The sequence below is a fragment of the Mesorhizobium sp. ISC25 genome, assembly GCF_042295465.1.
Classification (GTDB): domain Bacteria; phylum Pseudomonadota; class Alphaproteobacteria; order Rhizobiales; family Rhizobiaceae; genus Mesorhizobium.
This window is the reverse complement of record NZ_CP135441.1, coordinates 1,598,500-1,611,071: the sequence shown is the minus strand read 5'-3', so window position 1 is coordinate 1,611,071 and position 12,572 is coordinate 1,598,500. Positions and strand designations below refer to the sequence as shown.

General features: G+C 65.8%; 14 protein-coding genes. All 14 read left to right on the top strand.

Features of this window, described 5'->3' with window-relative positions; all coding sequences use genetic code 11:
* The first annotated feature begins 113 nt into the window (after positions 1-113).
* The 14 genes from RQ479_RS08155 to RQ479_RS08090 all read left to right on the top strand — a co-directional run bounded on the left by RQ479_RS08155 (position 114) and on the right by RQ479_RS08090 (position 12,554).
* Positions 114-950, top strand: coding sequence for a hypothetical protein (locus RQ479_RS08155; protein WP_376704699.1), 837 nt, complete (start codon positions 114-116; stop codon positions 948-950).
* Between the two features lie 94 nt (positions 951-1,044).
* Positions 1,045-1,581: a phage tail protein gene (locus RQ479_RS08150; protein ID WP_376704698.1), complete on the top strand. Its 537-nt coding sequence runs from the start codon at positions 1,045-1,047 to the stop codon at positions 1,579-1,581.
* 119 nt (positions 1,582-1,700) lie between these two features.
* Complete coding sequence (locus RQ479_RS08145; RefSeq protein WP_376704697.1) at positions 1,701-2,366, top strand: hypothetical protein; 666 nt, start codon at positions 1,701-1,703, stop codon at positions 2,364-2,366.
* Positions 2,363-4,477, top strand: a complete 2,115-nt coding sequence (locus RQ479_RS08140) for a phage terminase large subunit family protein (protein ID WP_376704696.1) — start codon at positions 2,363-2,365, stop codon at positions 4,475-4,477. The genes RQ479_RS08145 and RQ479_RS08140 overlap by 4 nt, the downstream gene beginning before the upstream one ends.
* Positions 4,474-6,060 carry a phage portal protein gene (locus tag RQ479_RS08135; protein ID WP_376704695.1) on the top strand — a complete coding sequence of 529 codons (1,587 nt, stop codon included), beginning with the start codon at positions 4,474-4,476 and terminating at the stop codon, positions 6,058-6,060. Before RQ479_RS08140 ends, RQ479_RS08135 begins: the two co-directional genes overlap by 4 nt.
* A 1-nt stretch (position 6,061) precedes the next feature.
* The gene (locus RQ479_RS08130) at positions 6,062-6,349 is read left to right on the top strand and encodes a hypothetical protein (RefSeq protein ID WP_376704694.1); all 288 of its coding nucleotides are present in this window, start codon (positions 6,062-6,064) and stop codon (positions 6,347-6,349) included.
* The gene (locus RQ479_RS08125; RefSeq protein ID WP_376704693.1) at positions 6,340-7,263 is read left to right on the top strand and encodes a S49 family peptidase; all 924 of its coding nucleotides are present in this window, start codon (positions 6,340-6,342) and stop codon (positions 7,261-7,263) included. The genes RQ479_RS08130 and RQ479_RS08125 overlap by 10 nt, the downstream gene beginning before the upstream one ends.
* 137 nt (positions 7,264-7,400) lie before the next feature.
* On the top strand, positions 7,401-7,805 hold the full coding sequence (locus RQ479_RS08120) for a hypothetical protein (protein ID WP_376704692.1): 405 nt from the start codon (positions 7,401-7,403) through the stop codon (positions 7,803-7,805).
* A 43-nt stretch (positions 7,806-7,848) separates the two neighbouring features.
* On the top strand, positions 7,849-8,517 hold the full coding sequence (locus tag RQ479_RS08115; protein ID WP_376704691.1) for a head decoration protein: 669 nt from the start codon (positions 7,849-7,851) through the stop codon (positions 8,515-8,517).
* A gap of 93 nt (positions 8,518-8,610) precedes the next feature.
* Positions 8,611-9,639: a major capsid protein gene (locus tag RQ479_RS08110; RefSeq protein ID WP_376704690.1), complete on the top strand. Its 1,029-nt coding sequence runs from the start codon at positions 8,611-8,613 to the stop codon at positions 9,637-9,639.
* 12 nt (positions 9,640-9,651) lie between these two features.
* On the top strand, positions 9,652-10,080 hold the full coding sequence (locus RQ479_RS08105) for a hypothetical protein (protein WP_376704689.1): 429 nt from the start codon (positions 9,652-9,654) through the stop codon (positions 10,078-10,080).
* Complete coding sequence (locus RQ479_RS08100) at positions 10,077-10,838, top strand: hypothetical protein (RefSeq protein WP_376704688.1); 762 nt, start codon at positions 10,077-10,079, stop codon at positions 10,836-10,838. Before RQ479_RS08105 ends, RQ479_RS08100 begins: the two co-directional genes overlap by 4 nt.
* Complete coding sequence (locus tag RQ479_RS08095; RefSeq protein WP_376704687.1) at positions 10,835-11,035, top strand: hypothetical protein; 201 nt, start codon at positions 10,835-10,837, stop codon at positions 11,033-11,035. Before RQ479_RS08100 ends, RQ479_RS08095 begins: the two co-directional genes overlap by 4 nt.
* 4 nt (positions 11,036-11,039) lie before the next feature.
* The gene (locus RQ479_RS08090) at positions 11,040-12,554 is read left to right on the top strand and encodes a phage tail sheath subtilisin-like domain-containing protein (protein WP_376704686.1); all 1,515 of its coding nucleotides are present in this window, start codon (positions 11,040-11,042) and stop codon (positions 12,552-12,554) included.
* Positions 12,555-12,572 lie beyond the last annotated feature (18 nt).

Here is a 12,572-nt window from a genome sequence, read left to right as displayed (position 1 = left end):
ATCGCAACTCCCGCATCATCCACACAACGGATTGAAATCCCTCAATAAACTACCGCCTACAACTATCGCTAAACTATCGCAAAACTCTCGAAAACTGTCGCAAGGATAAGACAATGAAGACCGTGACCATTGAGGAATTGCTGACATGGGCCTTTGTCCATGAATTGCCGAAAGGCGGCGGGGTTGACGGGCTGGACAATGCCAACTCGGCCTGGCGGATGCTGGAGGCATCGTCATGGGGCAAGATCACCAGCTTTGCCGAGCTTGGCGCGATCGTCGACCAGGGCAGGGGCGATACCGAGAATTACTGGATCGAGCAGGGAGAGCCGCATGACGACGCGGTTGCGGTCGGGCGGGCGGTGGCCGGGCTGTCGCGCTGCGACGTGGCGGTACCGGCGGGCTGGAATGCGCTGGCCGACTGGCCGGATAGCGAAGGCATGGCTGAGGCAGCGGTGCGCAAGGCGGTTGAGCGCTACATGGTGCGGACGCCACAACGGCGCGCCGCCGGCATCGTCAGCCTCGTCGTCGGCACGGCAATCCTCGGCCGCGAGCCGGACTTCGGCGCCGAGCCGTCAAAGACCAGGCTGGTCGAGCGCGGCGGCAGGCCGGCTTGGTTCGTCATACGGCGGATGAAGCACGAGGATGGCCAGACCTACGATCTGGAGGTCGACGGCTACAACGGCCGTACCCAGCGCCCGGTGAAGGGCGCTTACCGGAAATATGAGTTTTCGATCGATCCGACCGGCGACATCCTCGGCCGGCTCGATTACCAGATCTGGGTCGCGGCGCTGCGCCGGCTCGAGGCTGAGATCGCCACGCAACTGGTCGGGCACAGGCTGGTGTTCTCGGACCGCTCGATGACGCCATGGCTGGAGGCCGATCGGCCCGGCGTCGGCATTGTCGAAAGGGCGGCTGATCGGCCTGGCAAAAAAACTGCGTCCGTCTGTTGACGTGCAGCAGAAACTTGACATACATCTGAACACGGTAAAAAAGAAATCACCCCGGCGCCCCCAAGCGACCGGGGTTTTTCATTGGGAAAAGGCCGTGACCGTCGAACTTCATGTCGATGCGTCGGACTTTGAGCACCTCGGCCGGGCGATTGCCCGTCTGCCGGAAGAGATCAAGGCCAAGGCCGCTGCCCGCGCCATGCGCCGCGTCACCGAGATGGCGCGCAGCCGCATCGTCAAGCGCGATGCCGAGCGCATCGATATCCCGCCATCGCGGGTGAGGGCGGTGACCACGGCTCAGTTCAATGCGGGCGGCAACACGTCGGACGTGGTGGTCAGGTCGGGCTGGATACCGCTCTACAAGCTCGGCGCGACCCAGACGGCCAAGGGTGTGCGCGTCCGTTTGAGAGGATCATATCGCTCTGCCTTCATCGCCGAGATGAAGAGCGGCCATGCTGGCGTGTTCAGGCGACAGGGCAAGGCAAGGCTGCCCATTCGCGAACTGTTCGGGCCGAACCCCGCGCATGACATCACCAACAACCCGGAGGTCTACCTCCAGGTGCTGACCGAGGTCATCGAGCAGAACCTGATGCCTCGGTACCTGCATGAGGTCGATCGCCTCCTGCCCCGCTGACCCCACCCCCGGTGTAGGGACCGTACCAGCGTTTCCACCCCATACGGGCCCGGGGGAGCCCGGGATTTTTCTAGTAGGCGCGTCGGAAAGCGGTACACGCAAGAACGTGTGATGCACGCGTGCTGCACGGGACACTGCACGACATGGTCATCGAAACCGACGCCGACGCCGGCGAGTGGATTTCGATCACGGATGCCGCGGCGCGTTTGAGCGCGGCCGGTGACCGGATCGACCGCTCGACCTTGTCGCGCTACCTGAAGCAGCACTCGGAAGCGCTGCCGACGCGCGAGGAAGGCAAGTCGCACCTGGTCGAGTACGGCGCGCTGGTCGCGCACCGCGGCGAGAATATCCGCCTGCGCAACATCCCGCCGGTTGCCGGCGGCCTGGCTCCCGGTTTCGGCAGTCCGAAGGGCAGGCCGGTCTCGCGCTTCGCTGGCAGCCAGTCGGACGGGCAAGCCCGCAAGGCGCAGGCCGACGCCGAGATGCGCGAGATGGACCTTGCCCAGCGGCGCGGCGAACTGACGCCGACGGCCGAGGTCGACAAGGCCGGCCGCGACGCCATCGCGCTGATGCAAAGCGCCTTCGACCGGGCGATCGAGAGCGAGGCGGCGAGCCTGTCGGTCAAATATGGCTGGGACGAGCGTGTCGCGCGCATCGCCCTGAAGAGCTTCGTCCGCGCCGGTCTCGACGACTTCAACCGCGAGATCCGCGAGCGCCTCGACCAGCGCGAGCGCGAACGCGCCGCCGGCGACACCGGTCCGTTCGACCAGGCCTCGCTGCAATGAGCTATCACGACGCGCGGCTGTCCTTTCCGGATCTGCCGGATGGCGCCCAGGTGCTGTTCGCTGGGCTCGAGGCCGCCAGCCGTCCCGTCGCCGACCTGACCATCTCGGAATGGGCAGACCGCTACCGCGTCGTCTCGCCGGAATCGGGATCGCCCTGGCCGGGGCCGTTCAAGACCGATCGCGTGCCCTACCTGCGCGAGCCGCAGGATTGCCTGCATCCCGACCATCCGGCACGGCGGGTGACCTGCCGCTGGGCGGCGCAGCTCGGCAAGTCGACGGCGATCGAGAACTGGTTCGGCTTCATAGTCGACCAGGCGCCTGGCTCGATGATGATCGTGCTGCCGACGCTCGAGGAAGCGACCAAGTTCAACCGGGTCAAGCTGCAGCCGACCATCGAGGCCAGCCCGCGCATCGCCCACAAGGTGATGCCGGTCAACAGCCGCGACGAGCAGGGCTCGACCACCTCGTTCAAGCGTTACGCCGGCGGCTTCTGCCAGATCGTCAATGCGGGCTCTTCCAAGGGCCTGCAGATGGTGTCGATCAAATATCTCGCCATGGACGAGGTCACCGGCTATCCGCGCGATGTCGACGGCCGTGGCAGCCCGCGCGACCAGGCCCGCGCGCGCCAGAAAATGTATGGCGACCTCGCCAAGGAATGGGAGGGCTCGACGCCAGGCATCTCCGGCGAATGCGCCATCACCGGCGACTTCGAGGCCGGCGACCAGCGTTATCGCTACGTGCCCTGTCCGCATTGCGGCATTTACCAGGTGCTGGAATTCGACCAGATGCGCGAGGCCGATGCGGCGCACGGCCTGCCGGTCCACATGGCCTGCGTCGCCTGCAACGGCGCCATTCTCGACGGCCACAAGGCCGAAATGAACGAGCGCGGCCACTGGATCGCGCGCCGCGTCCATGACGGCGAGGAGAAGGTACCGGACGCGATCGCGCCCGAAGACATCGCCCGCTGGCACTGCGACCCGTGCGAGGGCCGCTGCCGCGACTGGCAGCCGAGCTACCATCTGTGGGCCGCCTACGCCCCGCGCGAGCGCTTCGCCGACATCTGGAACCGCTTCAAGGACGCCGAAGGCGACACCACGAAGCTGCGCACCTTCTACCAGCAGGACCTGGCGCTGCCCTACGATCCGGGCGGCGTCGCGGTCGAATGGGAAAAGATCGTCGAGGCGGCGCGCAAATCGCCGTTCCCACGCGGCGTCATCCCGCCGGAAGCCGGCCTGATCGTCTCGGCCGCCGACGTCCAGGGCTACGGCATCAAGTGGTCGGTCTGGGCGATCGGGCCGCGCGACCGGGCCTGGCTGATTGACCGCCAGGTGTTCATGGGTGCGCCCGACCAGGTCGACGACGCCTGGATCGAACTCGCCGACGCACTCGGCAAGACATACCGCACGGCCGGCGGCGGCGAGAAAGGCATCGACCTGTCGGGCGTGGATTCGGGCTTCGCCACCGACCGCGTCTATCGCTTCTGCGCCTCGCGGCCGAATGTCTACGCGCTCGACGGGCGCCATCTGATCGGCCTGCCGTGGCTCGGCACGCCGGTGAAGAAGGATATTCGCGACCAGCGCAAGCGCATCGTCGCCAAGGTGATGCTCTATCCGGTCGGGCTTTACGACATCAAGACCTCGGTGATGGCAGCACTGGCCAATTTCGTGCTCGGGCCGGACGAGCGAGGCAGCTGGCCGCGCAACACCATCCACCTTTCCGGCGAACTCTGTGACGAGGAGTTCGCCAAGGAGATGACGGCCGAGCGGCTGGTCGATCCGGACGAGGAGGCGCGCGCCACGGTATCGCGGCGGGCTCGCAACCTGATCAGCCCGAAGGCGCCGCGCGAGTGGAAGAAGATTTTAGGCCGCGCCAACGACTGGTTCGACACGACGGTCTATGCCTTCGCGCTGGCCTGGCACCTGAAGCACAAGCGGCGGCTCAACACCGAGCGCTGGGCCGACCTGTTGACCGAAGTGCACGGCAAGCCGGCCGAGCCCGATCTGTTCGAGGCGGCCGAGGACGGGCCGTTCAAGGGCAAGACCAGAAAAGCCGATCCGGAGCGCGACGCGCGCCGCAAGGCCAACCGCGAAAAATGGGCGAAGCGCACGTGAAACTGATCGACCGGCTCTTGGGACGAAAGGCGGGCACGGATGTTTCCGCGCGTCCGCTCCCTGGTGCTGCGTTCCTGCGCGATTCTCGATCGGCCATCATCAACACGCGTCCGGCCATCCTGCGCGACAGCCGCGATGACATTCGCCTTGCCTGGCGCCGCGCCGCCGGCCTCGCCATCGACCTGATCCAGAATTCGGGACGGCTGAAGGGCGCCGCCGACCAGGTTCTTGCCGATACAGTCGGCGTCGAGTTGGTGCTAAACCCGCAGCCGGACCTGACCGGTCTCGGTTACAACGACGCCGAAGCCGCGGAACTGATCAGGATCATCAAGCGCCGCTGGAAGCGCTACGCCTGGAACCCGCGCGAATGCGACATGCGCGGCAAGTTCACCGTGCCCCAGATGGTCGACATCGCGCTGCGTTGGGACATGGCTTATGGCGAGGCCACCGGCCTGATCTCCTACATGCCAATCGCGCAGCGTCGCGGCTACGGCATCACGACTGGGACCAAGGTCTGCATGGTGCCGCCGACCTCGCTCGTTCAAGATACGAGCGAGTATGAAGGCCTATACCAGGGCGTCATCCACGAGGCGAACGGGCGACCGATCGCCTACCGCTTCGAGGAAAAGGAAAACGGCATCGTCACCCGGCGCGACTATCGCGCCTATGATGCGGCCGGCCGGCTGCAGGTGATGCATGTCTTCGACCCCTGGGATGCGACCGACGTGCGCGGCATCTCGCGCATCGCCCCGGCGTTCCGAAAGCACATCCAGCATGAGATCCTGGTCGACGCCAAGATCCAGACCGGTATCCTGCAAACCGTCTTCGCCGCCGCGCTGACCAGCCCCAATCCGTCGAAGGAAGCTTTCGAGGCAATCGAGGCTTTGCCCGACGACAGCGATCTGCAGGGCGATTTCCATGACTACTTCGCCGCTGCCTTGAGCCGCGCGGCGGAAGGCAAGATTTCGATCAGTGGCGATCCGCAGGTTTCGCATCTGGCGCCGGGCGAGGAGCTGAAGCTGCTGACCACCGGCACGCCCGGCCCGGAATTCCTGCCGGTCTCGGCCGAGCTTTCGCGCGACATGGCCCGCGCCATCGGCATCACCTTCGGCGGCCTGACGATGGACCATACGGCCGCGACCTATTCGAGCGTGCGGATGGAGAATTCGTCGATCTGGCCAGTCGTCACCCGCCGCCGCGAGCGGATTGCAGCACCAGTGTGCCAGGCTATTTACGAGCCCTGGCTGGACGAGGAGATCGGCGAAGGTCGCATTCCGTTCAAGGGCGGCTACGAGGCCTTTGCCGCCAACCGCGACCGCGTCAGCTGGGCGTTGTGGCAGGGGCCGGCGAAACCCTCCGCCGATGACGGCAAGAGCGCCAATGCAGCGACGGAGCGGCTGATCAACGGCACTTCGACGCTGGCCAGCGAATGCGCCGAACTCGGCTACGATCCCGACGAAGTGTTCGAGCAGCGCGTGCGCGAGCATCAGAAATATGTTGCCGCCGAAATGCCTTCGCCCTTCGTGCCGCGCAACACCGGCAAGCCCGGCGCGGCCGAGCCGGTCCAGAAAGCGGCACCCTGACATGGCCACTCTCGTCAAGATTGCCGGCGTCTCGGTCGACGCCGAAGACCCGTGCGCGCTCTATCAGGCGCTCTATGCGGCCAAGCTGAAGCTGATCGCCGGCGAACGGGTCGAAGAGACAGAGATCCGATCGCCGGTCACGCATCGGCGCGTCCGCGTCTCGGTCGGCAGCATTGCCGCGCTCGATGCCGAGCTGATGCGGCTCGCCGCCGCCTGCTCGGCAAAGCAGGGCAAGCGTTCGCGCTATGCCAAGTCGATCCGCTTCGTCGGAGGCGGTCCATGTCGTTAGCCTTCGAGCGCGTCTGCGGCGTCCTCTTCGACCGGCCGCACCTCTACCATCCCGGCAAGGCCGAGGTCTTGCTGCAGATGCTTGGGCCGCGCCTCACGGGACACCCGATCACCATCGTCAACGCGCCGGGCGCCGTCGACCACGTAGCCTTCGCCAATGGCAGGCCATCCGCCGGCGTGCTCGGCGACGGCATGGGACGCCGCCTCGACCAGCGCGGCATCGCCCCGTTCGAGATGATCGAGAATGTCGCCGTCATTCCGGTCGAAGGCACACTGGTGCAGAAAGGCGCCTGGATCGGATCGTCCTCGGGCGAAACCTCCTACCAGGGGCTGATCACGCAATTTGCGCGGGCCGAGCGCAGCACGGCGGTCAAGGGCGTCGTCGTCGAGGTCGATTCGTTTGGCGGTCAGGTCAACGGCGCCTTCGAGGCGGCGGCTGCCCTGCGTTCGCTGTCAAAGGCCAAGCCGACCATCGCCATCCTGACCGACTTCGCCTACTCGGCCGGCTATCTGCTGGCCAGCCAGGCGCGGCAGATCATCATGCCGGAGTTCGGCGGCGCCGGCTCCATCGGCGTCGTCATGATGCATGCCGACTTTTCCGGCAATCTCGAGCAGGAAGGCATCAAGGTCACCTTCATCCATGCCGGCAAGCACAAGGTCGACGGCAACCCTTACGAGCCGCTGGCGGCCGGCATCCAGGAGAAATGGCAGGCCGAGGTCGAGCAGATGCGCGACCGCTTCGCCGGCGTCGTCGCGCAAGGCCGCGGCAAGCGCATGTCGAAGGCGGCGGCGCTGAAGACCGAGGCCGAAGCCTATTCGGCAACTGATGCCGTCGAACTCGGCCTGGCCGATGCCGTCGGCGACGGCCAGGAGGCGTTCGCCGCCTTCATCAAGGACATCAACGGAAAGGCCTGATCATGACCAGCATGTTGGCCGCGGTCCGCGCAGCAACGCTCGCGGCAGCGGATGAGCTTTCCCCGGATGACGGGGAAGAAGGCGATGCCGAGGCATCAAGTGCAACCAACCGCCCCCCGCGGGCAAAGGAGACCGGAATGTCCGGAAATCAGGCGCCCGCCGCAGCGGGCATTTCGCAGGCCGATCACGATGCAGCCGTCGCTTCGGCTGAAACCAAGGGCCATGCTGCCGGTGTGACTGCCGAGAACAAGCGCCTTACTAGCGCTCTGGGTGCCGAGGGTGTGAAGGGCGATGGCGGCCGCATGGCCGCGGCACTCGACCTCGCAACCAAATCGCCGGCCATGTCCGGCGAGGACGTTGCCGCCTTCGTCGTTGCCAATGTCGCGGCGAGCAAGCCTGCCGGCGGTGCCGATGCGGCCGCCTATGAGCAGCAGCGCCTTGCCGCGTCCGGTCTGGCGCAGCCCGGCAATGCCGGCAAACCCGCCGGTGTCTCTGCGGGCTGGGCCAAGGCGGCCGAACGCATCAACAAGCGCAACGGCTGACCGGCCTTTCGCGCATCCCTCCCACTCGTGAAAGGCTGAAGCCATGACGACTGTTACCGAAGGCCGGCATGCCGGCGAATTCCTGCTCAGCGAGGCGAATTTCCACCGTTCGCGCGAGAACGCCACCATCGCCTTTTCGCAGACGCTTCTTGCCGGCACCGTGCTCGGCCGCATCGCGGTTGTGGCCGGCGTCGTCGCCACCGCTGCCGCCGATCCTGGCAACACGGCTGGCGCCGGCGCGCTGACGCTCGCCAATCCCGCCGTCTCGTCCAAGGTCAAGGACGGCGTCTACAACATCGTCTGCACCGAGCCGGCGACCAATGGCGGCACGTTCGAGGTGACCGACCCGACAGGCAAGTCGATCGGCAAGGCGACGGTCGGTGTCGCCTTCAACAAGGAAATCAAGTTCACCATCGCCGACGCGACCGACTTCGTGGCCGGCGACCGTTTCACCGTCACGGTCGAGGCCGACGCCGAGGATTTCCAGTACGTCGCTTACAATCCGGCAGGCGCGGACGGCTCCGAAGTGGCTGTCGCCCTTGCGATCTACGGCGTCGTCACGCCCGCCGACGCAACGGCGGCGATCGCGATCATCGCCCGCGATGCGGAAGTCAACGGCCATCAGATCGAATGGCCGGTCGGCATCACTGCTGCCGCCAAGGCCGACGCCATCCAGGCACTCGAGGCGCGCGGCATCATCATCCGCAACTGACGGCGCGGCGGGTGACCGCCGGCCTTCGAATTGAGCCCGCGGCCCGCCGCGCCGATCATCTCCTGCCAGTCAGGATTTCCAAGGGAAACCAAAATGGACAACATTCTCGACATCTTCAAGAATGACGCGTTCAGCTGCACGTCGCTGACCGATTTCGTCAATGACCTGAGATACCGGCCCGGCCGCATTGGCCAGATGGGTCTGTTCTCCACGCACCCTGTCACCACGACGTCGATTGCCATTGAACGCGTCGGCGATATCCTGCAGCTCGTCAAGCCATCGCCGCGCGGCGGTCCCGGCGAGACGCGCGATATGCCCAAGCGCAAGATGACCGATTTCAAGGTGCCTCACTTCCAGCGCGACTGGGCGGTTTACGCCGACCAGGTGCAGAATGTCCGTGCCCGTGGCAGCGCCGACCAGCTCGCCACGGTTCAGCAGATCGTCGGCGAGGTGATCGCCGCCAACACCTCGGACATGGATCTGACCGAGGAGCAGGCGCGCCTGGGTGCTGTCACCGGCATCATCACCTATGCCGATGGGTCGACGCTCAACCTGTTCACCGAATTCGGCGTGACGCAGGAGACCGAGGTCGATTTCGATCTCGACAATGCCAATCCCGTCGACGGCGTTCTCCGCCAGAAAGCGACCAAGGTCATTCGGGCTATGAGGAAAAGACTGGGAAAGGTGCCGTTCACCGAAGTCCATTCCTTCGTCGGCGACACCTTTTTCGACCAGATGCTCATGCACAAGGAAGTGCGCGACACCTACAAGGGCTGGTCGGAAGCGCAGATCCTGCGCGAATCGTATGTCGGCAAGAACCGCTCGGAAAACCCGATGTTCGAATTCGGCGGCATCGTTTGGGAAAACTATGGCGAGATCGACGGCGAGGGCGTCGGCATCGACACACTCAAGGCGCGTTTCTTCCCGGTCGGCGTGCCGAACCTGTTCAAGACCTACCAATCGCCGGCCGATTACATCGAGACCGTCAACACGCTGGGCGAGCGTCTCTACGCCAAGCAGTGGCAGATGCCCAACGACAAGGGCATCAACGGCGAATTGCAGATGAATGCGCTGCAGCTCTGCACGCGTCCCGGCAGCCTGATGGGCGGCCGCAACACCTAAGCAGGGCCTGACATGATCGACTGGAACGAGGCTTTGGCGGCGACAGATACGACCGTCGCCGAAGTCTTCGACCGCGAAAGCTTCCGCGTTGTGCCGACGGCGCGGCGCGTCGGCGTCAATGATACCCGCATGGCCGACCCCGACCGGACCGGCTTTGCCTTCCTCGGCTCGATCGATTTCGGCCCGGCGGCGCTTGCGCCTGGCTTCGCGCATCCGTCCACTATGTCTTCGGACGTCGGCCGGGCGCGCGAAATGCCGGCCCATGAGGCTGTCGTCACCGCGCTATCGACCGACTGGCCCGAACCGGTCAAGGTCGATGACCAGATCGTCTGGGTCGATGATGCCGGCTTTGAGAAGGGCCGCTTCGTCATCGCCGCCATGCCGGCCGATGGCGGCAAGCGCCTGGCGCTCTTCGTCAACCGCACCAAGGGCCGGCCATGACCATTGCAGCCGAAATCACCCGGCTGGCGGCCGTCGAGAGCCTTTGCCCCACGGGAGCGATGCTGGCCGGCACGGCGCTGCCGACCCTGGCCCGCCACCGTGTCTTCGACAGCCGCCGGCCGTCGGTCGACGAACTCGACGCCGGCGAGGAATACACGCCGGTGCTGTCGCTGTTCACCCGCAAGTCGGAATCGCCCCGCCGCGGCCAAGGTCAAGGCAGTGTGGCGACGAACGGCCGCACCATCCTCGAGGTGGTCGCGGAACTTGCCGTGTCCGCCAGGGACGAGGACGGCTCGCCCTTTACCGACGCCATGATCGGCTCCGATCCGAAGGCGCGCATCGTGCTGTCGGCACTCTGCGCCCAAGTGCGCTTCGTGCTGATCCAGGGGCCGACCGGGACGCTCTTTCGCCAGGTCGTCATGGCCGTGCAAAGCATCGACGAGGAAGGCTTCGCCGTCCCCGAACTCGGCCTGCGCTGGCAGCGCACCACAATGCTGTTCGACTGCCAGATACCCGACGACGACTTTTCAGGCGGGGCAGGGCTGCCGCAGCCGGCCGCGCGCATCGCGGCACTTCTGCCGGCGAACTCCTACGCCAAGGCGACGCTTGACAACATGGCCGCGCAGTTCGCGGCCGCGGCGCCATTGCCGATCATCGACACTTTCGCCTTCGAGGTGAAGCAGGCCGGCCTCTCCGGTGAAGCCGGGCTGGCCTCGACCATAGCGCAGCCCTTTCCGGAAATCGAGGAACCGACATGACCAGCCTCGTTCACGTCAAACTCGCCGATGCCGAGCACCGCATGCCGCACCCGTTCAACCCGACCGTCGACTTCCCGGCCGAAGGGCTGACCGTCGACCGCGAGGATCCGGCCTGGATGCAGCTCATCAACGACGGCTCGCTGGTCGCCGAAGAAATCAAAGCGCCTGCCGCGGCAGGCAAGCGCAAGGAGAAATAGAGCCATGGGCATCCTGTTCAACAATATTCCCGGCGCCGGCCTGGTCGCGCCGCTGTTTGCCTTCGAAGTCACCTCGGGAGGCTCCTATCAGTCGGCCTCGCGCCTGCTCCTGATCGGCCACAAGAACACCGGCGCGGCGATTGCCGACAATGTTCCGACGCCGGTCGGATCGGCGCAGGAGGCCGTCGCGCTTGCCGGCGCTGGCTCGATGCTGGCCGAAATGGCCCGCGTCGCCTTCCTGAACGCTCCGACGCAGGAGACCTGGATCCTGGCGGCGCCCGCGACCGGCACGGCGCGCGTCGACACAATCAAGGTCAATACGGTTCCGGCCGGCGGCGGCGTCGCCACGATCGAGATCGGCGGCGAGCCGGTGCAGGTGCAGATCGCCGCCGGCGACAGCGTCAATACCGTCGCCGCGGCCCTTGCCGCCGCGATCAACGCCTATTTCAACGCGCTGACTGGCGCCTCGCTGTCGGTCACCGCCACTGTCGCGACCGACACGGTGACGGTGACAGCCCGGCATCTCGGCCTGGTCTATGTCGACTACGATTTCTATGTGCCGACCGTCGTCGCCGGCAACGCGTTTGCCGGTGCCGCCGTCACCATCACCAACACGGTCGTGCCGACCGGCAGCCCGGATCTGTCAGCGGCCCTGGCTGCGCTCGGCGACGATCCTTTCGACTGGATCGTCTCGCCCTTTTCGGACGCCACCAATATCGCCCGCTACACGGCGGCGATGAACGATGTGTCCGGCCGCTGGGCCTACAATCGCCAGGTCTATGGCCATGTCTTCACCACTGCGGCCGGCACGCTGTCGGCGCTGACCACGATCGGCCTGGCGCTCAACGACCGTCATCTGACCATCCATCCGCGCCTGCCTGTCGCAGCCGGCAATCCGACGCCGGCCTGGCTCGCCGCAGCCGCCCGCACGGCGCGCATCGTGCCGTGGCTGTCCGACGACGCTACGGGCAATGTCTCGCGCAACCAGAAGGGCCTAGTTGTGCAAGGTGAACGGTCGCCGCGCGATCGATCGCTGGTGCCGACCTATGCCGGCCGCAACACCATGCTGCGCTCAGGCATTTCGAGCGTCATCGTCAACACCGATGGCGGCGTGGCGATCGACAAGATCATCACGACCTATCAGAAGGATGCCAACGCGCAGCCTGACGAGACTTTTCGCGATATCCAGGCCATCGGCCAGCTGGTCGCCATCCTGCGTTATTTCCGCGCGCAGCTTTCCTACGAGCACGGGCAGAAGGCGCTTGCCGATGAAAACCCCGGCGGGCTCGGCGCGATCTCGACGCCGAAGTCGATCAAGGCGACGCTGGTGCATGCCGCCGACACGCTGGAAAACCGCGGCGTGCTGGAAAACGCGCGCGGCTTTGCCGACCGGCTGATCGTGCAGCGCAACAGCCAGAGCGCCAACCGCGTCGACATCATGGCGCCGATCGACCGCGTAAACCCGCTCGACGTGATCGCCGCCAACGCGATGCTGTACAGCCAGTATCGCGCCGCCTGATCGCCGCAGCCATCCATC